Origin of the sequence: Jannaschia sp. W003 (genome assembly GCF_025144335.1) — a bacterium.
GTDB lineage: Bacteria > Pseudomonadota > Alphaproteobacteria > Rhodobacterales > Rhodobacteraceae > Jannaschia.
Genome location: NZ_CP083539.1, coordinates 481,070 through 503,713, shown reverse-complemented (window position 1 = coordinate 503,713; position 22,644 = coordinate 481,070). Strand labels below are relative to the sequence as shown.

The 22,644-nt window shown below is 73.5% G+C and carries 24 protein-coding genes and 1 tRNA gene; 16 read left to right on the top strand and 9 right to left on the bottom strand.

The window, feature by feature from the left end:
- Nucleotides 1-39: 39 nt before the first annotated feature.
- Nucleotides 40-981, bottom strand: coding sequence for a CPBP family intramembrane glutamic endopeptidase (locus K3554_RS02335; RefSeq protein WP_259942970.1), 942 nt, complete (start codon nucleotides 979-981; stop codon nucleotides 40-42).
- 131 nt (nucleotides 982-1,112) lie between these two features.
- Between K3554_RS02335 and ilvD the strand changes: the two genes are divergently transcribed.
- The 5 genes from ilvD to K3554_RS02310 all read left to right on the top strand — a co-directional run bounded on the left by ilvD (nucleotide 1,113) and on the right by K3554_RS02310 (nucleotide 7,327).
- On the top strand, nucleotides 1,113-2,876 hold the full coding sequence (ilvD, locus tag K3554_RS02330) for a dihydroxy-acid dehydratase (RefSeq protein ID WP_259942968.1): 1,764 nt from the start codon (nucleotides 1,113-1,115) through the stop codon (nucleotides 2,874-2,876).
- Nucleotides 2,876-3,664: a DUF6478 family protein gene (locus K3554_RS02325; RefSeq protein ID WP_259942966.1), complete on the top strand. Its 789-nt coding sequence runs from the start codon at nucleotides 2,876-2,878 to the stop codon at nucleotides 3,662-3,664. Before ilvD ends, K3554_RS02325 begins: the two co-directional genes overlap by 1 nt.
- 7 nt (nucleotides 3,665-3,671) lie before the next feature.
- The gene (locus tag K3554_RS02320; protein ID WP_259942964.1) at nucleotides 3,672-4,031 is read left to right on the top strand and encodes a hypothetical protein; all 360 of its coding nucleotides are present in this window, start codon (nucleotides 3,672-3,674) and stop codon (nucleotides 4,029-4,031) included.
- An 82-nt stretch (nucleotides 4,032-4,113) separates the two neighbouring features.
- Complete coding sequence (locus tag K3554_RS02315; RefSeq protein WP_259942962.1) at nucleotides 4,114-6,132, top strand: FAD-dependent oxidoreductase; 2,019 nt, start codon at nucleotides 4,114-4,116, stop codon at nucleotides 6,130-6,132.
- A gap of 289 nt (nucleotides 6,133-6,421) precedes the next feature.
- Nucleotides 6,422-7,327: a LysR family transcriptional regulator gene (locus tag K3554_RS02310; RefSeq protein ID WP_259942960.1), complete on the top strand. Its 906-nt coding sequence runs from the start codon at nucleotides 6,422-6,424 to the stop codon at nucleotides 7,325-7,327.
- 55 nt (nucleotides 7,328-7,382) lie between these two features.
- Here the strand turns inward: K3554_RS02310 and K3554_RS02305 are convergent, their stop codons facing one another.
- Genes K3554_RS02305 through K3554_RS02290 form a run of 4 tightly spaced genes read right to left on the bottom strand, consistent with a single transcriptional unit; the run spans nucleotide 7,383 to nucleotide 10,277 of the window.
- Entirely contained in the window at nucleotides 7,383-8,282 is a 900-nt protein-coding gene (locus K3554_RS02305; protein WP_259942959.1) for an OmpA family protein, read from the bottom strand.
- Nucleotides 8,282-8,842, bottom strand: a complete 561-nt coding sequence (locus tag K3554_RS02300) for a peroxidase-related enzyme (RefSeq protein WP_259942957.1) — start codon at nucleotides 8,840-8,842, stop codon at nucleotides 8,282-8,284. Before K3554_RS02300 ends, K3554_RS02305 begins: the two co-directional genes overlap by 1 nt.
- Nucleotides 8,839-9,558, bottom strand: a complete 720-nt coding sequence (locus tag K3554_RS02295) for an N-acetyltransferase (protein WP_259942954.1) — start codon at nucleotides 9,556-9,558, stop codon at nucleotides 8,839-8,841. The genes K3554_RS02300 and K3554_RS02295 overlap by 4 nt, the downstream gene beginning before the upstream one ends.
- Nucleotides 9,555-10,277, bottom strand: coding sequence for a molybdopterin-binding protein (locus K3554_RS02290; RefSeq protein ID WP_259942953.1), 723 nt, complete (start codon nucleotides 10,275-10,277; stop codon nucleotides 9,555-9,557). The genes K3554_RS02295 and K3554_RS02290 overlap by 4 nt, the downstream gene beginning before the upstream one ends.
- Nucleotides 10,278-10,316: 39 nt before the next feature.
- On the opposite strand from K3554_RS02290, the gene sfsA reads away from it, so the two are divergent.
- From sfsA to radC, 3 genes are all read left to right on the top strand, one after another.
- Nucleotides 10,317-10,997 (top strand): DNA/RNA nuclease SfsA, encoded by a 681-nt coding sequence (gene sfsA / locus K3554_RS02285; RefSeq protein WP_259942952.1) that lies wholly within the window; start codon nucleotides 10,317-10,319, stop codon nucleotides 10,995-10,997.
- 270 nt (nucleotides 10,998-11,267) lie between these two features.
- On the top strand, nucleotides 11,268-12,092 hold the full coding sequence (map, locus tag K3554_RS02280; RefSeq protein ID WP_259942950.1) for a type I methionyl aminopeptidase: 825 nt from the start codon (nucleotides 11,268-11,270) through the stop codon (nucleotides 12,090-12,092).
- Between the two features lie 34 nt (nucleotides 12,093-12,126).
- On the top strand, nucleotides 12,127-12,894 hold the full coding sequence (radC, locus tag K3554_RS02275) for a RadC family protein (RefSeq protein WP_259942949.1): 768 nt from the start codon (nucleotides 12,127-12,129) through the stop codon (nucleotides 12,892-12,894).
- A gap of 18 nt (nucleotides 12,895-12,912) precedes the next feature.
- Here radC and K3554_RS02270 read toward each other — a convergent pair whose 3' ends face one another.
- Complete coding sequence (locus tag K3554_RS02270; RefSeq protein WP_259942947.1) at nucleotides 12,913-14,148, bottom strand: HupE/UreJ family protein; 1,236 nt, start codon at nucleotides 14,146-14,148, stop codon at nucleotides 12,913-12,915.
- On the opposite strand from K3554_RS02270, the gene K3554_RS02265 reads away from it, so the two are divergent.
- The 8 genes from K3554_RS02265 to K3554_RS02230 all read left to right on the top strand — a co-directional run bounded on the left by K3554_RS02265 (nucleotide 14,147) and on the right by K3554_RS02230 (nucleotide 20,676).
- Nucleotides 14,147-14,971: a DUF4198 domain-containing protein gene (locus tag K3554_RS02265; RefSeq protein ID WP_259942945.1), complete on the top strand. Its 825-nt coding sequence runs from the start codon at nucleotides 14,147-14,149 to the stop codon at nucleotides 14,969-14,971. The genes K3554_RS02270 and K3554_RS02265 overlap by 2 nt on opposite strands.
- Nucleotides 14,972-15,000: 29 nt before the next feature.
- Nucleotides 15,001-15,606 (top strand): 3-isopropylmalate dehydratase small subunit, encoded by a 606-nt coding sequence (gene leuD / locus K3554_RS02260; RefSeq protein WP_259942943.1) that lies wholly within the window; start codon nucleotides 15,001-15,003, stop codon nucleotides 15,604-15,606.
- A gap of 271 nt (nucleotides 15,607-15,877) precedes the next feature.
- Entirely contained in the window at nucleotides 15,878-16,723 is an 846-nt protein-coding gene (locus tag K3554_RS02255; RefSeq protein WP_259942941.1) for a hypothetical protein, read from the top strand.
- Between the two features lie 8 nt (nucleotides 16,724-16,731).
- The gene (locus K3554_RS02250) at nucleotides 16,732-17,721 is read left to right on the top strand and encodes an endonuclease/exonuclease/phosphatase family protein (RefSeq protein WP_259942939.1); all 990 of its coding nucleotides are present in this window, start codon (nucleotides 16,732-16,734) and stop codon (nucleotides 17,719-17,721) included.
- A gap of 38 nt (nucleotides 17,722-17,759) precedes the next feature.
- Nucleotides 17,760-18,863 (top strand): 3-isopropylmalate dehydrogenase, encoded by a 1,104-nt coding sequence (leuB, locus tag K3554_RS02245; protein ID WP_259942938.1) that lies wholly within the window; start codon nucleotides 17,760-17,762, stop codon nucleotides 18,861-18,863.
- Nucleotides 18,864-18,920: 57 nt separating this feature from the next.
- Nucleotides 18,921-19,904: a DMT family transporter gene (locus tag K3554_RS02240; protein ID WP_259942935.1), complete on the top strand. Its 984-nt coding sequence runs from the start codon at nucleotides 18,921-18,923 to the stop codon at nucleotides 19,902-19,904.
- Between the two features lie 40 nt (nucleotides 19,905-19,944).
- The gene (locus K3554_RS02235) at nucleotides 19,945-20,547 is read left to right on the top strand and encodes a hypothetical protein (RefSeq protein WP_259942933.1); all 603 of its coding nucleotides are present in this window, start codon (nucleotides 19,945-19,947) and stop codon (nucleotides 20,545-20,547) included.
- 52 nt (nucleotides 20,548-20,599) lie between these two features.
- A tRNA-Pro gene (locus K3554_RS02230) sits at nucleotides 20,600-20,676 on the top strand.
- Nucleotides 20,677-20,725: 49 nt separating this feature from the next.
- Here K3554_RS02230 and K3554_RS02225 read toward each other — a convergent pair.
- The 3 genes from K3554_RS02225 to K3554_RS02215 are packed head-to-tail and all read right to left on the bottom strand — an operon-like array spanning nucleotide 20,726 to nucleotide 22,577.
- Nucleotides 20,726-21,262, bottom strand: a complete 537-nt coding sequence (locus tag K3554_RS02225) for a CBS domain-containing protein (protein ID WP_259942931.1) — start codon at nucleotides 21,260-21,262, stop codon at nucleotides 20,726-20,728.
- A 59-nt stretch (nucleotides 21,263-21,321) separates the two neighbouring features.
- Nucleotides 21,322-21,825 carry a gluconokinase gene (locus K3554_RS02220; RefSeq protein ID WP_259942929.1) on the bottom strand — a complete coding sequence of 168 codons (504 nt, stop codon included), beginning with the start codon at nucleotides 21,823-21,825 and terminating at the stop codon, nucleotides 21,322-21,324.
- The gene (locus K3554_RS02215; protein WP_259942926.1) at nucleotides 21,822-22,577 is read right to left on the bottom strand and encodes an SDR family oxidoreductase; all 756 of its coding nucleotides are present in this window, start codon (nucleotides 22,575-22,577) and stop codon (nucleotides 21,822-21,824) included. The genes K3554_RS02220 and K3554_RS02215 overlap by 4 nt, the downstream gene beginning before the upstream one ends.
- Between the last annotated feature and the right edge of the window lie 67 nt (nucleotides 22,578-22,644).

The following is a 22,644-nucleotide window of genomic DNA, read 5'->3' as shown; positions in this document are numbered from 1 at the left end:
GCTCCCGGCGGAATAGGCCGCGCGGGGCCCGAACGCAATTCAGGCGGCGACGCGGTGGCGCGCGGCGCGGGCGAGCCAGAGACGGATCACGGCCCAGATCACCACGAGGAGGCCCATGTCGGCCAGGATCAGGGCCGGCAGCGCCTCCAGGTCGTCGCCCGAGAAGGGCGTGCGCCACAGGGCCATGCCCGACAGGATGTCGTCGATGGCGACCACGAGGAGGGCCTGCACGTTGTTTGCGAAGTGGAGGCCCCAGGCGGCGCCGAGCGAGCCCGTCACGCGGGTGAGGTCGGCCGCCAGGAGGCCCACGAGCGTGGTGGCGGCGAGGATCAGGCCGTCGTTCTCGGCCAGGCGCCCCTCGGCCAGGAGGAAGCCCGCGTCGAGGTGCAGCGCGCCGAACAGGAGCGAGGGCAGGAGCATCCACGCCACGGGCGAGCGGAAGCGCGCGGCGAGCTGGGTCTGGAGGTAGCCGCGGAACACCAGCTCCTCGGCGCCGGTCTGGACGGCGAGGGCCGCGAGCGCGAGGGGCAGCAGCAGGGCGAAGGTGGTGGGCGCGACGTTGGGCACCAGCTCCATCCCGCCCAGCCCCACGAGCGCCGCGGCCCCGCCGATGAGAAGCGTGATCGCGGCGGCGGGCACGAAGTCGCGCAGGAGGTGCGGGCCGGCGAGCGAGCGGGCCGTGCGCCCGTGCAGCCAGCGCACGGCCAGCGCGGCGCCGGCGGCCATGCCGGCGAAGGTAGCAAGGAGGAGGAGCACGCCCCAGGGCGTGCGCCCCGCCGCGAACAGCGCGAAGCGCGCGGCCGCATCGGCCTGCTCGGCGGGCGGGCGGCCCCACGACCACCACAGCGCCACGAGCGCGAGCGCGCCCGACACCACCGCCACGTAGACGGCCACGATCAGCAGGGTGCCGAGCCCGGTGCGCCAGAGTTCGGGGCGGAGGCGGGCGGGCGCGACGAAGCGCTCGAAGGCGGGGGTCCACATGGCGGGGGGCTCCGTCCGGGGGTCGGCGGGGCAGTACCTAGGGGGCGGGCGCGGGCGCGTCCACGGGGGGGTTGCCGCTTGCCCGGTTCCCGGCCCGCCGCTATCCCCGGCGGCAACCGAGGAGACCTGCCATGCTCAAGGGCCCTACCGACAAGACCCGCCTGCCCAGCCGCCACGTGACCGAAGGCCCCGCCCGGGCGCCGCACCGCTCGTACTTCCACGCCATGGGGCTGGACGACGAGGCGATCCACCAGCCCTTCGTAGGCGTGGCCACCTGCTGGAACGAGGCCGCGCCCTGCAACATCGCGCTGAGCCGCCAGGCGCAGGCCGTGAAGCTGGGCGTCAAGCAGGGCGGGGGCACGCCGCGCGAGTTCACCACCATCACCGTGACCGACGGCATCGCCATGGGCCACGAGGGGATGCGCTCGTCGCTCGCCAGCCGCGACGCCATCGCCGACACGGTGGAGCTGACCATGCGCGGGCACTGCTACGACGCGCTCGTCGGGCTGGCGGGCTGCGACAAGTCTCTGCCAGGCATGATGATGGCGATGGTGCGCCTCAACACGCCTTCGGTGTTCATCTACGGCGGCTCGATCCTGCCGGGCCGCGTGCCCGCGGGGTCGGACGTGCCCGAAGAGTACAAGAACCGCGACCTCACGGTGCAGGACATGTTCGAGGCGGTGGGCAACCACCAGGCGGGCAACCTCTCGGACGAGGCGCTCGCCGTGCTCGAGCGGGTCGCCTGCCCCTCGGCGGGGGCCTGCGGCGGCCAGTTCACGGCCAACACCATGGCCTGCGTGTCCGAGGCGATCGGCCTGGCGCTGCCCAACTCCTCGGGCGCGCCGGCGCCCTACGAGAGCCGCGACCAGTACTCCATCGCGTCGGGCGAGGCGGTGATGCGCCTCCTGGAGCTGAACATCCGCGCCCGCGACGTGGTGACGCTCAAGAGCCTCGAGAACGCGGCCCGCGTGGTCGCCTGCACCGGCGGGTCCACCAACGCAGGGCTGCACCTGCCGGCCATCGCCCACGAGGCGGGCATCGCGTTCACGCTTCAGGATGTCTGCGAGATCTTCCGCGACACGCCCTACTTCGTGGACCTCAAGCCCGGCGGGCAGTACGTGGCCAAGGACCTCTACGAGGCGGGCGGCGTGCCCGTCGTGATGAAGGAGCTGCGGAAGGCGGGCCTCATCCACGAGGACTGCATGACCGCGACCGGCAAGACCATCGGCGAGGTGATCGACGCGTGCCGGGGCGAGGCGGACGGGCGCGTCATCCACCCCGTCGCGACCCCGATCACCAGGACGGGCGGCGTGGTGGGCCTTCAGGGCAACCTCGCGCCCGACGGGGCCATCGTGAAGGTGGCCGGCATCAAAGCCGAGGACCAGCGCTTCACCGGCCCGGCCCGCGTGTTCGAGTGCGAGGAGGACGCCTTCGCCGCCGTAAAGGCCCGCGCCTACGAGGAGGGCGAGGTGCTCGTCATCCGCAACGAGGGGCCGGCGGGCGGGCCGGGGATGCGCGAGATGCTGGCCACCACCGCCGCGCTCTCGGGGCAGGGCATGGGCAAGAAGGTGGCCCTCATCACCGACGGGCGCTTCTCGGGCGCGACGCGCGGCTTCTGCGTGGGCCACGTCGGCCCCGAGGCGGCCCACGGCGGCCCGATCGCCCTGGTGCGCGACGGCGACCGGATCACCATCGACGCGGTGGACGGCGTGCTGTCGGTGGACGTGGACGCGGCCGAGATGGAGCGCCGGCGGGCGGAGTGGGGCGGCCCGCGCGAGACGATCTACGCCACGGGCGCGCTGTGGAAGTACGCGCAGCTGGTCGGGCCCGCGCGCACCGGGGCGCCGACCCATCCGGGCGGCGCCCGGGAGAAGCACGTCTACATGGACCTCTGATGCCCTTCCGCTCGCCCTCGGGGCGGCGCGGCGGCCCGGCGCACCTCCTGCAGGCGCTGGGCGACCGGCGGCTGCTGCGCCGCTTCCGGGCGCCGCCCGAGGAGCGCAGCCTCGCGGACCTCGCCGCCCTCCTGCCCGAGGCGCGGCGCCTGCGCGCGCAGGCCGACGCGGTGGCGCGCGGCGCGGAGCGGATGATGTCGGCGCGCGCCGGGCGCATCGACCTGCCGCCCCAGGCGGACTGGGGCTGGCGCCCCGAGCCCTGGGCCGTGGCGCTGCGGCCCGACTGCTGGCCCGGCGCGGCGGGCGGCACGCCGCTCGCCCCCGGCGCCACGCTGTTCCACGACTGCCCGCTCTCGGAGATCACCCTGCGCCAGCGCCGCGCCGCCGACCCGCAGGCCCGCGCGCCCTTCGCGCTGGCGATGGACGTGCTGGGCTTCCGCGGCTCGTTCCTCTCCATCGTGGTGGACCTGCCGCCCGCGGGGCGCGACGGCCTGAGCCCCTCGCACATCGTGGGCCTGCGGGGGCGGGTGACGACCGAGCGGCCGGGCGAGCTCTTCGCGCGGCTCAACGTGCGCCACGGGCCGAACACCGAGACCATCGTGCGCGAGCTGCGCCCCGGCGACACGCCGGGCGGCGCGGTGGAGGCTGAGTTCGACCTCGGGCTCGAGGACTTCAACCCGCGCAAGGTCACCCACGCCTGGGTGGACGTGATCTTCGAGCAGCCCGCGATGACGGCGGCCACGGTGCACGACCTCGTGCTGACGCGGCGCCCGCGGGCCAACCTGTGAGGCGGCGATGGACTGGGTGCTGAACCGGACGGGGCTGGCGGGCGGGATCTACCGCGGCTTCCTGAGGGGCGGGGGCGAGCCGCCGGCGCTGGAGATGGCGCTCGACGACGCGGTGCTGGGGGGGATGCAGGTCTCGGCGGCCGAGGGCGGCTGGCGCGTCGAGGGCGACCTCGGCACCGCGCCGCTGACCGAGGGCGTGCGCACCGTCGCGATCCGCGTGGCGGGCGGCGGCGCGGTGCTCGACACGCTGACCGTGGTGGCGGGGCTCGATGCGGCCCACGACCTGCGCGCCGACCTCGATGACCTGCGGGTGGAGCTGGCGCAGCTCAAGCGGGCGTTCCGGCGCCACGTGGCCGAGACGGAGTAGCGCGGGGGGGGGCTCTGACGCCGCGTCCGTGGTGACAGCCGCGCCCCGCCCCGCCATGACGTCGGGCAAGGAGGCCCGCCCCATGTCCCAGTATCCCCACCTGCTCGCCCCGCTCGACCTCGGGCACGTCACGCTCCCGAACCGGGTGCTGATGGGCTCCATGCACACCGGGCTGGAGGAGACCAAGGACTGGAACCGGGTCGCCACCTTCTACGCCGAGCGCGCCCGGGGCGGCGTGGCGCTGATGGTCACGGGCGGCATGGCGCCGAACCGCGAGGGCGGCGTGTTCCCGGGCGCGGCGGGCCTCTTCTCGGACGAGGACATCGCGAACCACCGCATCGTGACGGACCGGGTGCACGAGGCGGGCGGGCGCATCGCGATGCAGATCCTCCACGCCGGGCGCTACGCCTACTCGCCGGACTGCGTCGGACCCTCCCCCATCAAGTCGCCGATCTCGCCGTTTCCCCCCAGGGAGCTGGACGAGGCGGGGATCGAGAAGCAGGTCGCCGACATCGTCGCGGCCGCCGTGAATGCGCGGCGCGCGGGCTACGACGGCGTCGAGGTGATGGGGTCCGAGGGCTACTTCCTGAACCAGTTCCTCGTGGCCCATACCAACAAGCGCGAGGACCGCTGGGGCGGGAGCCTCGAGAACCGTCAGCGCCTGCCCGTGGAGGTCGTGCGCCGCGTGCGCGAGGCGGTGGGCGCGGACTTCATCGTGATCTACCGCCTCAGCATGATCGACCTCGTGCCCGGCGGGCAGACCTGGGAGGAAGTCGTCGGCCTGGCTCGGAAGATCGAGGCGGCGGGCGCCTCGATCCTCAACACCGGCATCGGCTGGCACGAGGCGCGCATCCCCACCATCGCCACCTCCGTGCCCCGCGCCGCCTTCGCCTGGGTCACGCGCAAGCTGATGGGCAAGGTGGGGATCCCGGTCATCACCTCGAACCGCATCAACACCCCCGAGGTGGCCGAGGGGCTGCTGGCGGACGGCTGCGCCGACATGGTGTCGATGGCCCGGCCCTTCCTGGCGGATTCACAGTTCGTGCGGAAGGCCATGGAGGGGCGGAGCCGGGAGATCGCGCCCTGCATTGCCTGCAACCAGGCCTGCCTCGACCACACCTTCTCGGGCAAGATCAGCTCCTGCCTCGTGAACCCCCGCGCCTGCCACGAGACCGAGCTCGCCTACGAGCCGACCGAGACCCCCCGCCACGTCGCCGTGGTGGGCGCGGGCGCCGCCGGCGCCACGGTCGCCATGATCGCGGCGCGGCGCGGGCACCGCGTCACGGTCTGGGACAAGGCGGCGGAGGTGGGCGGGCAGCTCAACCTCGCCAAGGCGATCCCCGGCAAGGAGGAGTTCGTGCCCTTCGTGGACTGGATCGCCACGATGCTGGATCACGAGCGCATCGACCTGCGCCTCGGCCGGGCGCCCGAGGTGGCGGACCTGCGCGAGGCCGACGACGTGGTGATCGCCACCGGCGTGCGCCCCCGCGACCCGGGGATTCCGGGGCAGGACGGGCCGAACGTGCTGTCCTACGTGGAGGTGCTGCGCGGCGCGCCCGTGGGGCAACGCGTGGCCGTGGTGGGCGCGGGCGGCATCGGCTTCGACACCGCCGACTACCTGACCCATCCCGGCGGCCCCACCCCCACCGAGGAGCTGCCGCGCTGGCTCCATGAGTGGGGCGTGGCCGACCCCGAGGCGCACCGGGGCGGCCTGGACCCCCAGGGCCCGCGCCCCGAGCCGTCGGCGCGCGAGATCACGCTGCTGCAGCGCAAGAGCGAGAAGCTGGGCCGGCGCCTCGGCAAGACCACGGGCTGGATCCACCGCGCCTCGCTGGCGATGAAGGACGTGAAGATGGTCCCCGGCGCCACCTACGAGCGCATCGACGCGGACGGCCTGCACGTCACGGTGGACGGGAAGCCGCACGTGATCGCCTGCGACACGGTGGTGCTGTGCGCGGGGCAGGAGCCCGAGCGCTCCCTCGCCGACGCGCTGATCGCCGAGGGCATCGAGCCCCACGTGATCGGCGGCGCCGACGTGGCCGCGGAACTGGACGCCAAGCGCGCCATCGACCAGGGCGCGCGGCTGGCGGCGACGCTCTAGCGCGGCGCCCCCCCGCGACAGGACCTCGCATGGATTGGGCTGCCCCTCCGCGCGCCCGGTCCAGCATGGCCGCTATCGCATAACACCCGCGGCGTACTTGCTTGCACATCGGACCGGGGACAGGTCGACCCCCGTGGGTGACACGGCGTTTCGGCAGCTTTGCCGCAATCGACTCGGATTACGCCGAAACGATCCCGCAAACTTCGCGTCATTGGCCCCCCCCGGGCACGTTTCCGCCCGATTGACCCATCAAACATGGTGGAGAGATCGAAGGTATTGTGAGGCCCGAATGGATCGACTGTCTGAAATGGAAGCCTTCGCCACGGTGGTCGATCAGGGTGGGTTCACGGATGCGGCCAAGAAGCTCGGCATCAGCAAGTCGGCGGTTTCCAAGCACGTCTCCTCCTTGGAGACGCGTCTCGGGGCCCGCCTCCTGAACCGTACCACGCGCAGGGTCAGCCCCACCGAGATCGGCCTCGCCTACTACGACCGGGCGCGGCGGGTGCTGAACGACGCCGGCGAGGCGGACGCCCTCGTGACCTCGATGCAGTCGGCGCCCTCGGGCCTGCTGCGGGTGTCGGTGGCCACCGACTTCGGCGTGAACCACCTCAGCCCGAACCTCGGCTCGTTCCTGCACGAGTACCCGGACATCACCGTCAACATGGTGCTCGACAACCGCTTCGTGGAGCTGATCTCCGAGGGCTTCGACCTCGCGGTCCGCATCGGCGAGCTGGAGGACAGCAGCCTGCGCGCCCGCAAGCTGGCCGAGAGCCACAAGATGATGATCGCCTCGCCCACCTATCTCGAGGAGTACGGGCGCCCGGCGCGGATCGACGACCTGAACGACCACAAGCTCCTGCACTACTCGAACCAGTCGGGCGGCAACGTCTGGCGCATCACCGCGCCCTCGGGCGAGAAGCGGCAGGTGCGCTCGGCGGGCTGGCTGACGGTGAACGACGGGCAGTCGCTCCTGAACGCGGCGCTCGGCGGCCTCGGGATCGCCTACCTGCCTGCCTTCCTCTACGCGGACGCGGTGCGCGAGGGGAAGCTGGTGCCCGCGATCGAGGGGCTGGAGCCGGAGACGCAGGGGATCTACGCGGTCTATCCGCCGGGGCGCTACACCCAACCCAAGGTGCGCGCCTTCATCGACTTCCTGGTCGAGAGCTTCCGCGACCGCGGCGCCGCCGACTGGTAGGCGCGCCCCGCCGCACGGACCGAAGGCCCCGCCACGGCGGGGCCTTTCGTCGTCGCTACTCCGGCACCGAGACCAGCACCGCCTCGACGCGGCGGTTCGCCTCGCGCCCCCGCGCCGTGTCGTTGCGGGCGAGCGGGGCGAAGTAGCCGACGCCGTGGGTCTCGACCCGGGACGGCGCCACGCCCAGGGCCACCAGCCTGCGCCGCGCCGCCTCGGCCCGCGCGCGGCTGATCGCGATGTTGCCCGCCGCGCCCCCTTCCGCATCCGTGTGGCCCACGAGGGCGACGCGGGCGTCCGGGACCTCCCGCAGGTAGGCGGCGAGAGCGTCCAGCGAGGCGTATTCCGCCTCGGGCAGCGCCGCGGAGCCGGTGGCGAAGACGAGGTCGCCCAGCACCGCGCGCCCCGTGGCCGCCAGGGCCGCGCCCACCGCGCCGGGGGGCGTCGGGGCGGCGGCGACGGCCAGGGCCGGCTCCGTGCCTTCGGGGGCGACGTGCACGGCCTGGAGGTAGGCGCGCGCGCCCGAGGGACTGACGAGGAGGGCGAGGCGCTCGGGCCCGCGGGCGAGGGCGAGGTAGCGGAAGTCGGCGAGGTTCACGAACATCGCCGGCGCCTCGGCCACGTCAAGCCAGAAGCGGAAGTCCCAGCCGCCGCAGCCCCGCGTCTCGCAGGCGAAGCGCGGCTCCCAGCCCTCGGCCACCAGCGCATCGCGGACGGGTGCGAGGACGGCGAGGCTGCCGGTGCCCTCGGGCACGCGCATTTCCACGGCGCGGCGGGCGACGGCGCCTTCGACCGTCTCGAAGGGCACGGCGCCGTCCCGCGCGGGGCCGGTGGCGATGCGGTGCGAGGCGAGGGGCTGCGACGTGCTCAGGGTCTCGGTGGCCGGGAAGGGCAGGGCGAGGTCCTGCGCCGCGGCGGGCAGGGCGGCGGCGAGCAGCAGCATGGCCGCCGCCCGCATCACCGCGCCTGGCCGTGGTACTCGGGGTTCGGCTCCATCGCCGTGGCCGAGGCCACGCGGTTCGTCATGTTGAAGAACGCGGCCACCGAGGCGACGTCCCAGATGTCGCGGTCCGACAGGCCCTCGTCCCGCAACGCCTGCCGATCGGCCTCGGCGATCTCCGCGAAGGCGCGGGTCATGCGGACCGCGAAGGCGAGCATGGCGCGCACGCGCGGCTCGAGCGCGGCGGTGCGCCAGTTGAAGGCGATGCGCTCGCCAAGCTCGGGGTCGCCGGAGAGCTGGCGCACCGCGGCGCCGTGGGCCACGAGGCAGTAGAAGCAGCGGTTCTCGGCGGAGACCGCCACCGCGATCATCTCGCGCTCCAGCTTCGAGAGGCCGGAAGGCCCCAGCATCAGGTCGTTGTAGAGCGCGGTGAAGGCGTTCAGCTTGTCCACGTCGAAGGCGTAGGCGCGCAGGACGTTGGGCACGAAGCCCAGCTTCTCGACGCAGAGCGCGAAGTAGCGCTGCGTCTCCGGGGGAAGCGGGTTGGCCTGCGGCAGGTCGAGGGCGGTGGGGGTCATGGGTGGCTCCAGTATCGGTATCCGCCCCGCCGCACGAGGCCGCCGCGCCGGTAGAGCGCGACGGCCGCGGCGTTCGAGGCCTCGACGGGCAGGGCGAGGTGGGTGGCGCCGTGGGTCTCGGCCCAGGCCGCGGCGTGGCGCAGGCCAAGCAGGCCCACCCCCTGGCGCCGGGCGCGGGGCAGGGTGACGACGAGGTGCAGCACGGCGAGGCCGTCGTGGATCGCGGCGAACAGGGCGCCCGCGGCGCGGTCGGCGTGGCGCAGGAGGATCGCGGCGCGCGGCGCGGGCGTGCGGTGCATGGGCGCGCGGCGGGGCGCGGGGTTGCCGTGGTCGTCCCAGATCGCGCCGCAGATCGCGAGCGGCGGCCAGTGCGCGAAGCCGCTGACGCGGGGCAGCGGCTCGCCGAGCAGCGGCGCCACGGGGCCGGCCATGAGGTCCGACACGCCGCCCTCGCGGTAGCCGCGCGCGGCCAGCAGGGCGGCGAGCGCGTCCTCGGCGCCGTCGAGCGTGCCGAACACGGTGCCGGGGCGGGCGCGCTCCACCGCCGCGACGTCGGCGTCGGTGGCCGCCTCGCCCTCCCGCAGGCGGGCCGCCGTCGCGCGGCGGGTGCCGGTCCGCTCGGCGGGCAGCGCGAAGGGGCCGCAAGGGGCCAGCGCCGAGGGCGGCCAGGTCGCGCGGACCGCCGCCATGATCCGCGCGGCGCCCGGCGCGGTCACGCGAAGGCGGCGCGCAGGGCGGCCTCGGCCTCGGCCACGCGGGCGCCGTCCGCCCCGCGCACCACGAGGTTGGCGCCGTGGCGCCCGTCCGCGTCCTGGAACGGATAGGAGCCGAAGCTCAGGTCGGGATAGCGCGCTGCCAGCTCGCCCAGGGGGCCGGCGAGGTCGCCCTCGCCCCGCTCCACGCGCACCGATGCCGAGACGGGCGGGGTGCCGCCCTGCAAGGTGGGCAGCACGCTCTCGACCATGGCGGCGAAGATCGCGGGCACGCCGGCCATGACATGCACGTTCCCGACGGTGAAGCCGGGGGCGGCGCTCACGGGGTTGTCGATGAGGGTCGCGCCCTCGGGCACGCGGGCCATGCGCAGGCGGGCCTCGTTCAGCTCCTTGCCGGTGCTGGCGTAATGCGCGGCGAGGATCGTGCGCGCGTCGTCCCTCACGTCCACCGGGACGCCGAAGGCGGCGCCCACGGCGTCGGCGGTGATGTCGTCGTGGGTCGGCCCGATGCCTCCGGACGTGAACACGTGGTCGTAGGCGCCGCGCAGGGCGTTCAACGCCTCCACGATGCGCGGCTGCTCGTCGGGCACCGTGCGGGCCTCGCGCAGGTCGATGCCGCTATCGCCGAGGCGGCCCGCGAGGTGGTGGGTGTTGCCGTCGCGGGTTCGGCCCGAGAGGATCTCGTCGCCGATCACGAGCATCGCGGCGGTGGGGTTGGGCATCTGGCTCTCCGTGGCTCGTGCACGGTATAGGGCGCGCCCATGCGCTTCGCCACGCCCCTCGTGCCCGCCCGCCTCGTCCGCCGCTACAAGCGGTTCCTGGCCGACGTGGCGCTGGAGGACGGACGCGAGGTGACCGCGCACTGCCCCAACCCCGGCGCCATGACCGGGCTGGCCGAGCCGGGCATGCGCGTCTGGCTAGAGCCGAACGACGACCCCCGCCGCAAGCTCGGCTGGGGCTGGCGGCTGGTGGAGATGCCGTGCGGGCGGCTCGCGGGGGTGGACACCGGCGTGCCGAACCGCGTGGTGGGCGAGGCGCTGCGGGCGGGCCTCGTGCCGGGGCTGGAGGGCGCGGTGCGCGCCGAGGTGCGCTACGGCGAGCGCTCGCGCATCGACTTCATGGTGGGCGACACCCACGTCGAGGTGAAGAACGTCCACTTCCGCCGCGACGGCGACTGGGCCGAGTTCCCCGACAGCCGCACGGCGCGGGGTGCCCGGCACCTCGACGAGATGGCCGCGGTGGTGCGCGCCGGGGGGCGGGCGGTGACGCTCTACCTCGTGCAGCGCCCCGACTGCGCGCGGCTGCGGATCGCCGCCGATCTGGACCCGGTCTACGGCGCGGCCTTCGCGCGGGCCCGCGAGGCGGGGGTGGAGACGCTGGCGTATGGGACGCGCATCACCCGCGAGGGGGTGTGGCTGGGGGAGCGGATGCCGGTGGAGTAAGGGCGTCCCGCCCCGCCCCGCCCCGGCCTCGAGCCGGGGCCTCTGGCTGCCGCTGGCGCCCCCGCTCCGGAGCGAAGCGCTCGCGCAGGGCCGGGGCGGGACGGCAGGAAACCGGGACCGCCACGCCCCGGACTTGATCCGGGGCCTCTGGCCGCCGGTAGCGCACCATTGCGCAGCGGAGCGCCCCCGGCGACCGAAGGCCGCCCGCTCCCCGTCTTCAACTCGCGCCCCGCGTCCCCTATGTTGCGCCCTCACGACGGGAGACACGCCTTGGACGAACACCGCGGCCGACTGACGCGCGACGGCATCCGCATCCACGAGGACGCGGACTTCGCGGGCATGCATGCGGCGGGCCGCCTCGCCGCCGAGATCCTCGACCGCGTGGCGCCGCTGGTGCAGGTGGGCGTCACCACGGGCGAGATCGACGCCGCCATCACCCGCTGGATCGAGGAGGCCGGCGCGGCCTCGGCCACGATCGGCTACAAGGGCTACCGCCACGCCTCGTGCATCTCCGTGAACCACGTGGTCTGCCACGGGATTCCGGGCGACAAGCGCCTGAAGGACGGCGACATCGTCAACGTGGACGTGACCGTGATCGTCGACGGCTGGTTCGGCGACACGAGCCGCATGTACGTGGCAGGCAACCTCAGCCGGAAGGCCGAGCGCCTGATCCAGGTGACCCACGACGCGCTGATGCGCGGCATCGAGGCCGTGCGCCCCGGCAACACCTTCGGCGACATCGGCCACGCGATCCAGAGCTTCGTGGAAGCCGAGCGCATGTCAGTGGTGCGCGACTTCTGCGGCCACGGGCTGGGCACCGTGTTCCACGCGCCGCCCAACGTGCTCCACTACGGGCGCCCGGGGACGGGGCCGGTGCTGGAGGAGGGCATGTTCTTCACGATCGAGCCCATGGTGAACCTCGGGCGCCCCGAGACCAAGGTGCTGGCCGACGACTGGACCGCGGTGACCCGCGACAAGTCGCTGTCGGCCCAGTTCGAGCACTCGGTGGGCGTGACGGCCACGGGGGCCGAGATCTTCACGCCCTCGCCCGCCGGGCTGTTCCACCCGACCTGGGCGGCGACGGCGCAGGCTTAACCCCCCGTTTACACCTGCGCGCCCAGATGGGCGCATGACGAGACGATCCATGGCCGAGGCCGCGAACGCGGCCGACCTGTTCGCCCGGGCCGTCACGGTGCCCGCCGCCGAGGCGGCCCGTGCCGCCGAGCCCGACCACCGCCTGCGCCACCGCGCGCGCCTGCGCGAGCGCTTCATGCAGGGCGGCGCGGACGCCATGCCCGACTACGAGCTCCTGGAGCTGATCCTCTGCCGCGCCGTGCCGCGGGGCGACGTGAAGCCCGTGGCCAAGCGCCTCCTGCGCATCTTCGGCGACCTGAACCGCGTCATGGCCGCGCCGCCCGCCCGCTTGGCGGAGGTGCAGGGCGTGGGGGCGGCGGTCGTGGAGCAGCTGAAGATCGTGGAGGCGGCAGCGCACCGAATGGCGCGGGCCACCGTGATCGACCGCCCCGTGCTGTCGTCCTGGGACGCGCTGCTGCGCTACCTGCACACCGCGATGGCCCACCGCACCACGGAGTGCTTCCGCGTGCTCTACCTCGACCGCAAGAACGTGCTCGTGGCCGACGAGGTGGCGGGGCGCGGCACCGTGGACCACGTGCCGGTCTATCCGCGCGAGGTGGTGAAGCGCGCGCTGGAGCTGGACGCCTCGGCGCTGATCCTCGTGCACAACCACCCCTCGGGCGATCCCACCCCCTCCGAGGCCGACGTCACCATGACCCACGCCATCCGCGAGGTGGTCGAGGCGCTGGGCATGGTGCTGCACGACCACATCGTGGTGGGGCGCGGCCGCGAGACGAGCTTCCGCGCCGAGGGGCTGCTCTGAGGCCCCCCGGCCTGCGCCTCAGCCGAGGATCGTGCGCTCGATCACCCACCAGACGCCCTGCGCGGCGATCAGGAGCGAGCCCACCACCGCCACCGCGTGGAAGCCTTCGGCCACCGGCGACAGGCGACGGCCCATCACCCGGAACGCGGCCAGGATGAACGCGAAGGCCACCGCGATCACGAGGAGCTGGCCCAGCTCCACGCCGACGTTGAAGCCGATCAGCTTCACCGCGAGGTTGCCCGACACGTCCAGTTCCGAGAACACGCTGGCGAAGCCGAGGCCGTGCAGGAGGCCGAAGGCGAACACCACGGCGATGCGGTCCCAGCCGATGCGCGGCGTCTCGACACCGCCCTCGGTGACGGGGCCGCCCGCGGCGGCCGCGGCGGGCACCCGGCGCGCGCGCCGGATCGCCACGAGGTTCTCGACCGCCACGTAGACGATCGAGGCGGCGATGATGGACTCGACGATCCACATGGAGGTGCCGGGGATGCGCACGATCCCCACCGTGGCCAGCGCCAGCGTGACCGTGTGCGCCGCCGTGAACGACGTCACCTGCCAGAGCAGGGGCCGCCAGGCGAGCGCGTAGAAGAAGAGGCCGAGCACGAACAGGATGTGGTCGAGGCCCATGGGCACGATGTGCAGCACGCCCTGCCAGAGATACTGCCCGAACACCTGCGCCGCGTTCTGCGCGGCGACCGCATCGCGCGGCATCGGGTCGGTGAGGTCGCCGCCCGACAGGAACGCCTCGTAGGAGGCCTCGCCGTCGCCCTGGCGCACGATCAGCGCGCCGCGGTCGGGGGCGAGGCCCATCCGCACGCCCGAGCCGTCGGCGGGCAGGGGCGCGCGCAGCACCAGCACGCTGTCGCGGCGCAGCTCGGGGTCGCCCACCTCGGGGATCTCGACCGCCTCCAGCTCCGGCTCCAGCGCGGCGTCGCCCGCCAGCAGCACGAAGTCCTCGCGGATCGCGGGCCAGCTCTCGCGAAGGGCCGCCTCCAGCGCGGCCGGCTCCAGGCGGCGCAGGGCGTCGTGGCGCTCGGCCTCGGGGGCCTCGTCGGTGTCCGCGACGGCGCCCAGGTCGATGCCGGCGATCAGCGCCTCGGCGGCGGTGCGCAGCCGCACCTCGACCGCGTCGGCGCCCACGGCGACGTCGGCCACCGTGGGCTCGATCTCGTGAGCGGTGGCGAGCGCCCCCGGCATTGACAGCACCGCCGCCAGCAACAACCTCGTGCCCAACCCCAGGAGCCTCGTACCCATGCACCGTCCTTTCGCAATCCTCGCCGCAATGTGCACCTTCGCCCTGCCGGGGCAAGCGCACGAGTTCTGGATCGCGCCCGAGCGCTACCAAGTGAGCGAGGGCGAGGGCGTGGTCGCCGCGTTCCGCAACGGCGAGGAGCTGGAGGGCTCGTCGCTGAGCTACGTGCCCGCGCGCGCGGCGCGCTACGACATGATCGTGGGCGGCGAGACCTACCCCGTGCCGGTGCGCATCGGCGACAACCCGGCCTTCCGGGTCGAGGGCCTGCCCGACGGGCTGCTGACGATCGTGCACGAGACCTCGGACGCCCTGGTCACCTACCGCGAGAAGGACGGGCGCTCGGGCTGGGAGCGGTTCCTGGGCTTCGCCGAGCACAAGGACTTCCCGGACGCGGAGGCCGAGCACCTCGCGCGGGGGCTGCCGCAGGAGGGCATCACCGAGCGCTACCGCCGCTACGCCAAGGCGCTGGTGGCCGTGGGCTCAGGCATGGGCGAGGACCGCGCGACGGGCCTGCGCACCGAGATCGTGGCGCTCGCCAACCCCTACACGGACGCGCTCGCCGGCGGGCTGCCGGTGCGGGTGCTCCTCGAGGGCGAGCCGCGCGCGGACGCCCAGGTGGAGCTGTTCGCGCGCGCGCCCGACGGTTCCGTGGAGGTCACGCTCCACCGCACGGACGCGTCGGGCGTGGCGATGCTGCCGGTGGCGCCGGGGCACGAGTACCTGGCGGATGCCGTGACGCTGCTGCCGGTGGAGGAGGGGGCCGCGGACGGCGCCATGTGGGAGACGCTCTGGGCCGCGTTGACCTTCGCGGTGCCGGGGGCGTAATCACGCCCGCACACCCCGGAGGGCATCCCATGGACAAGTTCGAGACCATCACCGGCGTCGCCGCGCCGCTGCCGCTGATCAACGTCGATACCGACATGATCATCCCCAAGCAGTTCCTGAAGACCATCAAGCGCTCGGGCCTCGGCGTGAACCTCTTCGACGAGATGCGCTACCGCGACGACGGCAGCGAGATCCCGGACTTCGTGCTTAACCAGCCCGCCTACCGGGGTGCCCAGATCCTGGTGGCGGGCGACAACTTCGGTTGCGGCTCCAGCCGCGAGCACGCGCCCTGGGCGCTTCTGGACTTCGGCATCCGCGTCGTGATCGCCCCCTCCTTCGCCGACATCTTCCACGGCAACTGCTTCAAGAACGGCATCCTGCCGATCGCGCTGCCCCAGGAGGAGGTGGACGCTGTGATGGAGGACGCGCAGCGCGGCGAGAACGCCCGCATCACCGTGGACCTGGAGGCCCAGGAGGTGCGCCTGACGGACGGGCGCGCGATTCCCTTCGAGGTCGATCCCTTCAAGAAGCACTGCCTGCTGGAGGGCCTCGACGACATCGGCCTGACCGAGCAGAAAGCCGGCTCGATCGAGACCTTCGAGGGGCGGATGGGGCAGGACCGCCCCTGGGTGTGACGCCGCGGCGCCGCCGTGCGATGCGGGCTTGCGCACATCAAGTCCGCTTCGCAAGGCACTGATCGGAAACGGAAATCACGTTCCTTATCCGCGTCCTGTCGCGCGGGGGACACAAACGCCCCACGTTTCTTTCCCGGCCAAATCAGGCAGTTGCCGGATGAAGTTAATCAGGGCAACCTCTAGGCGAGAATGAGGCACGGTGCCTTCGGGCACCATATCCGCCGGACACGGGAAGGCACGTACCGACCCGGACGGCAGGAAGAGGCAGACAGTGATTTCGCAGCTCACCGGCGCGGGACTTCGTGCACTCCTGGTGGTGGCCATGATCGTCACCCCGTCGCTCCTGCTCCCGCAGGACGCGCCCGAGGTGGCCGACGCCGTGATCCTGATCGCCTTCTGCGCGGCGGTGTTCACGGTGCTGGAGTACGGCGCGATCTATCCCGGCCTCGTGGAGTTCCGCGACGCGCCGCCCTTCAACCGCACGCGATTCGCCATCCTCGCCCTCACGGTGCTGATGATCGCCGGGATCTGCGCCGGGCGCGAGGAGCCCTCGGCCCTCAGCCGCCTCGTCTTCGCGGTGGGCGTGATGCTGGGCCACGCCATGGACTTCCCCTGGAGCCCGATCCGCCTGATCCTCTGGCTCCTGCCCGAAGGCACCACCATGGCCGAGGCGCAGATCGTGCGCGCCGCGGCCGGGCTGGCCTATCTCGTGGCGCTGGTCGGCATCACGCTCTTCGCGATCCTGATCCGTCTCTACCGCTGGCCCGGCCGCTCGGGCGCGTTCAACGTCTGGATCAACCTGCCCACCTTCGAGCCGACGGCGGGCGCCGACGTGGTGCGCCGCCTGCGCTCGGACGGGCGCTTTAACATCCTGTTAGGCATCGTGCTGCCATACCTCTCCCCGCCGGTCGCCGGCTTCGTCGGCGGCGTGAACGGCATCTCGCTGATCGAGAGCGATCTCGTGCTGGTCTGGTCGGTGGCGCTATGGGCCTTCCTTCCCGCGTCCCTGTTCCTCCGGGGCATCGCCATGCGCCGCCTGGCGCTGATGATCGAGGCCAAGCGCCGCCGCGTGGCCGTCGACCACGCCGCCGTCGGCACGGACTTCCTGCCGGCCTGATCGCCGCCTTGCTGCTGCTGGCGGCTCCCGTCGCCGCGGACACGCTGCGCGTCGCCACGTTCCACTCCGGCCTCGGCCGCCGCGGGCCCGGCCTCATGCTGCGCGACGTCCTGCGCGGCGAGGCGCAGGCCGCTGCCGCCCTCGACGTGATCGCCCACGTCGGTGCCGACGTGCTGGTGCTGGGCGACGTGGACTGGGACGCGGGCGGGGCGGGGCTGGACGGCATCCGCGCCGGCTTGCGCGCGCGGGGGCTGGACTATCCCCACGCCGTGCACCTGCGCCCCAACGCGGGCCGCCCCTCGGGGCTCGACCTCGACGGCGACGGGCGGCTGGGTGAGGCGCGCGACGCGCTCGGCTACGGGCGGTTCACGGGCGATTCGGGGCTGGCGGTGCTGTCGCGGCATCCCCTCGGCGCGGTGGCGGACCATTCGAGCGTGCCCTGGGACGCGCCCCGCGGCCTCCTGCCCGAGGGGGCCGTGGTGCCCGTCGCCACCGTGGCGCAGTGGGTGGTGCCCGTGGCGGGCCTCAGCCTCGTGACCCTCGCCGCCGGCCCGCCCGTGTTCGACGGCCCCGAGGACCGCAACGGCCTGCACAACGCCGCAGAGCTGGCGCTGGCGCTCCGGCTGGCCGAAGCCGAGGCCCTCCCGGTGCTCGCGGGCCGCGCCAACGTCGATCCCCGCGACGGCGAGGGGCGGCGGGACGCCCTCGCGGCGCTGCTGGCGCACCCGCGCCTCCGGGACCCCGAGCCGCGCGGCGCGGGGGGCGGCGGCGCGGGACACCGAGGCGATCCGGGCCTCGACACCGCCGCGTGGGAGGGGCCGGGGCCGCTGCGCGTGGACTACGTGCTGCCCGCGCGCGGCCTGCGGATCGTGGCGGCGGGCGTGCTCTGGCCGCCCGAGGGCGACCCTCTACGCAAAACCGTGGACGCGGCCGGCACGGGGCGCGCGGTGTGGGTGGACCTCGCCCTGCCGGTTGACCACGCGGAGGGGCGGGAGTAGCGCGGCCGGCGATCCAACAGATGCGAAGGACCGCCGCGATGGCCAACACCCTCCTGATCCTGCCGGGCGACGGCATCGGCCCCGAGGTCATGGCCGAGGTGCGGCGCGTGATCGACTGGTTCGGCGCGAACCGCGCGCTGCAGTTCGAGGTGTCCGAGGACTTGGTCGGCGGCGCCGCCTTCGACGCCCACGGCACGCCTCTGACGGACGCGACGATGGCCAAGGCGCAGGAGGTGGACGCGGTGCTGCTGGGCGCCGTGGGCGGGCCGAAGTACGACCAGTTGGACTTCTCCGAGAAGCCCGAGCGCGGCCTCCTGCGCCTGCGCAAGGAGATGGACCTGTTCTCGAACCTGCGCCCCGCGCAGTGCTTCGACGCGCTGGCGGACTTCTCGTCGCTCAAGCGCGACGTGGTCGCCGGCCTCGACATCATGATCGTGCGCGAGCTGACCTCGGGCGTCTACTTCGGCGAGCCCCGCGGCATCCACCGCGAGGGCAACGAGCGCGTCGGCATCAACACCCAGCGCTACACCGAGAGCGAGATCGCCCGCGTGGCGCGCTCCGCCTTCGAGCTGGCCAAGCGGCGCGGGAACCGCGTCTGCTCCATGGAGAAGGCCAACGTCATGGAATCGGGCGTGCTGTGGCGCGACGTGGTGCAGGAGATCCACGACGCCGAGTACCCCGAGGTGGAGCTCAGCCACATGTACGCCGACGCCGGCGCCATGCAGCTCACGCGCTGGCCCAAGCAGTTCGACGTGATCGTCACCGACAACCTGTTCGGCGACCTCCTGTCGGACCTGGCCGCCATGCTCACCGGCTCGCTGGGGATGCTGCCCTCGGCCTCGCTCGGCCTGCCGATGGCGAACGGCCGGCCCAAGGCGCTCTACGAGCCCGTGCACGGCTCGGCGCCCGACATCGCGGGGCAGGGCCTCGCGAACCCCATCGCCTGCATCCTCTCGTTCGCGATGGCGCTGCGCTACAGCTTCGACGAGGGCGCGAACGCGGACCTCCTGGAAGGCGCGGTCCAGAAGGTGCTCGCCGACGGCGTGCGCACCGCCGACCTCATGGGCCCCGAGGGCGGCACCCCCGTCTCCACGAGCGGGATGGGCGACGCCGTGCTCGCCGCCCTCGACGCCGCCGCCTAGACCCCTCCGGCGCCGCCCCGGGGAGGGGGCGGCGCACCACCCGAAAGCTCCGGTCCCATGACCACCCCCCAAGGCTCCGCCGCCACCTCCCCGCTGCCCGGCATCCTCGGCGCCCTCGCGGCCTTCGCGCTGTTCTCGGTGCACGACGTGGCGATCAAGATGCTGGGCGGCTACGCCGTGTTCCAGATCGTGTTCTTCTCGGTCCTGCTGACCTTCCCGCTGGTCGTGATGATGCTGCTGCGCGACGACGTGGAGGGCAACCTGCGGCCGCGGCACCCGTGGTGGACCGCGCTGCGCACCGCCTCCACGGTGGTGACGGGCATGTGCGTGTTCTACGCCTTCACCACGCTGCCCCTCGCGCAGGTCTACGCGATCATCTTCGCGATGCCGCTGATCATCACGGTGCTGTCGATCCCGGTGCTGGGCGAGCGCGTGGGCCCCCACCGCTGGGGCGCGGTGGTCTGCGGTCTCCTGGGCGTGCTGGTGGTGCTGCGCCCCGGCGGCGGGGTGGAGCTGGGCTGGGGCCACGCGGCGGCGCTCACGGGGGCCTGCGCCTCGGCGCTGGCCTCGGTGATCGTGCGCAAGATCGGCCGCGAGGAGCGCACCGCGGTGCTGCTGCTCTACCCGATGGTGGCGAACGTGGCGGCGATGGGGGTCGTGCTGCCCTTCGTGTACCGGCCCATGCCGCTGGGCGACCTCGGCCTCTGGGCCGTCATGGCCGCCTGCGCCTTCGGGGCGAGCCTGCTGATGATCGAGGCCTACCGCCGCGCCGACGCGGTGCTGGTCGCGCCCATGCAGTACAGCCAGATCCTGTGGGCCGCGCTCTACGGCTGGCTGTTCTTCGACGAGACCGTGGACGGCGGCACCGCGCTGGGCGCCGCGATCATCATCGCCTCGGGGCTCTACATCGTGTTCCGCGAGGGCCGCGGCAATTCGCCCACCCGGCCCGTGCGCCGCACCCGCTCGCGCCCCGAGACAGGGACCGCCCCGCGGATCGGCCCGATGCTCTCGGACGCGGATCGCGACAGGTCGCGGCATTAGGGCGATTGCCGGGCCGCGGGGGGCGGGATAAGGAAACCGGATGAACGAGATCTCCCCCGAGACGCAGGACTGGGAGCACGACCCGGTCGTCCTCCTCGAACGCCACCTCTGGCCCCTGGCGCCGGCGCTCCTGCGCGCGGCCCTGGACCGCGACGCCGCCATCGTCGCGCGCGCCTCCGTCGACGAGGCGGTCGCCACGCTCGGCGGGCGCTGGGAGGACCTGCTCGCCCCCTACGACGTCCAGATCGACGACGCACAGCGCGCGACGGTGGCCGAGACCGCGGCGTGGCTCTCGGAGCTGCGCCCGCGCGTGGGCGCGGACGGCTGGCTCGCCGAGGCCGCCGAGGCCACGCGCGAGGCCGAGGAGCGGGTGAAGGCCGCGCTCGACATCTTCCGGAAGGTCTTCATCTCCACCGTGATCGCCCGCCAGGAGGAGCACGCCCACCGCGCCTCCAACAACGCGCTGCGCCTGATCCAGCTCCACCGCAAGCTCGAGCGCATCGCCGCCCACGCCGCCTTCGAGGCCTCGCGCCTCGGCGACGACGCGGGGGGCGTGGCCGCCGTGGCCGAGGAGCTGCGCACCCTCACTGAGGTGACCCGCCAGACGGTGGACGAGGTGGAGCAGAAGACCCGCCGCCTCTGACGCGCGCGCCCCTTGCGCTCCGCCCCCGCGGCGCGTATCGCGCGGCCACGGTCGGGCAGTGGCGCAGCCTGGTAGCGCACCTGCTTCGGGAGCAGGGGGTCGGAGGTTCGAATCCTCTCTGCCCGACCAGACACCCCCCGCCATTCCGAGGCGTCGCGACGGGGGGCGGGCGGCCGGATCAGATGGCCGCGAACACCACGAACATCGCCAGCACGTAGATCAGGATGCCGCCGCCGATCAGCAGGTAGTGGAAGTTGCCCATCGCCTGCGCCCGGAGCATCGAGCGCATCTGCCCCATCAGCTCGGGCCACGTGTAGCTCACGAAGTCGCCCTGCGTGAACACCGCCTTGATGCGTCCGTCGCCGTCCACCACCGGCAGGCGGCGGAAGCGCTCGTTCGACATGATCCGCAGCCAGTTCAGCATGTCGTCGGTCTCGCGCGCGAGGCGCGGCTCGGGCGTCATGATCGCGCTGAGCGGCGTGGTCGCCGCATCGAGGCCCTTGGCCACCACCTTGTTCATGATGTCGCGCTCGGTCACCACGCCGATCACCTTGTCGTCGGCGTCGACCACGATCACGCAGCCGTAGTTCCGGTCGCTCATCGCCGAGACCGCCTCGCCGATCATCGCGTCCGGCCCGCGCGTCAGCGGCCTCGGCTTGCTGGCGTATTCGGGGCGGTCCATCAGCCGGTTTCCGCTGCGCGTGTCGTCTGCCATCGTCGGTCCTCCTGCGATGCGGGGTGACCTAGCGGCGCCCGGGCCGCTGTCGAGCGCATCTAGGGCGCCTGAAGCCCCAGCCCCCGCAGCGCCGCCTGCACCACCTGCGCGACGGGGCGGTCCACGGCGAGGCGCACCGCACCCTCGTCCGCGCCGGGCGGCTCCAGGGTCTCGAACTGGCTGCGGATCAGCGAGGCGGGCATGAAGTGTCCCTCGCGCGCGCGCAGCCGCTCCTTGACCAGCGCGCGGGGGGCATCGAGGAACACGAACCGCACGCCGCCCCCGGCGGCCCGGTCGATCGCGGTGCGGTAGCGGCGCTTCAGCGCCGAGCAGGCCACCACGCAGTCGCCCCCCTCGGCCAGCGTCCGGCCCACCTCGGCCAGCCACGGCGCGCGGTCGGCGTCGTCGAGCGGCGTGCCCTCCGCCATCTTCCGCCGGTTCGAGGCCGGGTGGAGGTCGTCGCCGTCGACGAAGCGCGCCCCCAGCGCCTCGGCCAGCGCCGCGCCCACGGCCGACTTGCCGGTGGCCGTGACGCCCATCACCACGATCCGCCGCGCGCTCACAGCGACGCCGTGATGCCGCCGTCGACGTAGAGCACCGTGCCGTTCACGAAGCTCGCCGCATCCGAGCACAGGAAGATGCAGGCCCCCACCAGCTCCTCGACCTTGCCCCAGCGGCCTGCCGGGGTGCGCTTGGCCAGCCATGCCGAGAACGCGGGGTCGTCCACCAGCGCCTGGTTCAGCGGCGTCTCGAAGTAGCCCGGCGCCAGCGCGTTGACCTGCAGCCCGTGGGGCGCCCAGTCCGTCGCCATGCCCTTCGTGAGGTTGCCCACCGCGCCCTTCGTGGCCGTGTAGGGCGCGATGCCGGGCCGGGCGAGCGCGGTCTGCACGCTCGCGATGTTGACGATCCGCCCGCGCCCGCGCCCGATCATGTGCCGCGCCACCGCCTGGCCCACGTGGAACACGCTCGCCACGTTAGTCTGGAGCAGGCGCTCGAAGGCGTCCGCCGGGAAGTCCTCCAAGGGGGCGCGGTGCTGCATGCCCGCGTTGTTCACCAGGATGTCGATGGCCCCGTGCTCGGCCTCGAACGTATCCACCGCATGGCGCACGGCATCGTGGTCGGTCACGTCGAAGGGGAGCACTTCGGCGCCCTCGATGCCCTCCGCGGCCCGCTCCAGCTTCGCCCGGTCGCGCCCGTTCAGCACCACCCGCGCGCCGGCCTCCGCCAGCCCCTTCGCGAGCGCCAGGCCGATGCCCTGCCCCGAGCCGGTCACGAGGGCGCGGCGGCCCGAGAGGTCGAACAGGGCGAGGGTCATGGACGTCTCCGGCGGGGCTTGCGGCGGACGGGCCGCCGCGCCACGGTCACCTTCGCACGCCCCGCCC

Excerpts from the sequence above, each read along its gene's own strand:
- K3554_RS02335 (WP_259942970.1), bottom strand. The coding sequence starts at position 981 with ATGTGGACCCCCGCCTTCGAGCGCTTCGTCGCGCCCGCCCGCCTCCGC.
- ilvD (WP_259942968.1), top strand. The coding sequence starts at position 1,113 with ATGCTCAAGGGCCCTACCGACAAGACCCGCCTGCCCAGCCGCCACGTG.
- K3554_RS02325 (WP_259942966.1), top strand. The coding sequence starts at position 2,876 with ATGCCCTTCCGCTCGCCCTCGGGGCGGCGCGGCGGCCCGGCGCACCTC.
- K3554_RS02320 (WP_259942964.1), top strand. The coding sequence starts at position 3,672 with ATGGACTGGGTGCTGAACCGGACGGGGCTGGCGGGCGGGATCTACCGC.
- K3554_RS02315 (WP_259942962.1), top strand. The coding sequence starts at position 4,114 with ATGTCCCAGTATCCCCACCTGCTCGCCCCGCTCGACCTCGGGCACGTC.
- K3554_RS02310 (WP_259942960.1), top strand. The coding sequence starts at position 6,422 with ATGGATCGACTGTCTGAAATGGAAGCCTTCGCCACGGTGGTCGATCAG.
- K3554_RS02305 (WP_259942959.1), bottom strand. The coding sequence starts at position 8,282 with ATGCGGGCGGCGGCCATGCTGCTGCTCGCCGCCGCCCTGCCCGCCGCG.
- K3554_RS02300 (WP_259942957.1), bottom strand. The coding sequence starts at position 8,842 with ATGACCCCCACCGCCCTCGACCTGCCGCAGGCCAACCCGCTTCCCCCG.
- K3554_RS02290 (WP_259942953.1), bottom strand. The coding sequence starts at position 10,277 with ATGCCCAACCCCACCGCCGCGATGCTCGTGATCGGCGACGAGATCCTC.
- sfsA (WP_259942952.1), top strand. The coding sequence starts at position 10,317 with ATGCGCTTCGCCACGCCCCTCGTGCCCGCCCGCCTCGTCCGCCGCTAC.
- radC (WP_259942949.1), top strand. The coding sequence starts at position 12,127 with ATGACGAGACGATCCATGGCCGAGGCCGCGAACGCGGCCGACCTGTTC.
- K3554_RS02265 (WP_259942945.1), top strand. The coding sequence starts at position 14,147 with ATGCACCGTCCTTTCGCAATCCTCGCCGCAATGTGCACCTTCGCCCTG.
- K3554_RS02270 (WP_259942947.1), bottom strand. The coding sequence starts at position 14,148 with ATGGGTACGAGGCTCCTGGGGTTGGGCACGAGGTTGTTGCTGGCGGCG.
- leuD (WP_259942943.1), top strand. The coding sequence starts at position 15,001 with ATGGACAAGTTCGAGACCATCACCGGCGTCGCCGCGCCGCTGCCGCTG.
- leuB (WP_259942938.1), top strand. The coding sequence starts at position 17,760 with ATGGCCAACACCCTCCTGATCCTGCCGGGCGACGGCATCGGCCCCGAG.
- K3554_RS02240 (WP_259942935.1), top strand. The coding sequence starts at position 18,921 with ATGACCACCCCCCAAGGCTCCGCCGCCACCTCCCCGCTGCCCGGCATC.
- K3554_RS02235 (WP_259942933.1), top strand. The coding sequence starts at position 19,945 with ATGAACGAGATCTCCCCCGAGACGCAGGACTGGGAGCACGACCCGGTC.
- K3554_RS02225 (WP_259942931.1), bottom strand. The coding sequence starts at position 21,262 with ATGGCAGACGACACGCGCAGCGGAAACCGGCTGATGGACCGCCCCGAA.
- K3554_RS02215 (WP_259942926.1), bottom strand. The coding sequence starts at position 22,577 with ATGACCCTCGCCCTGTTCGACCTCTCGGGCCGCCGCGCCCTCGTGACC.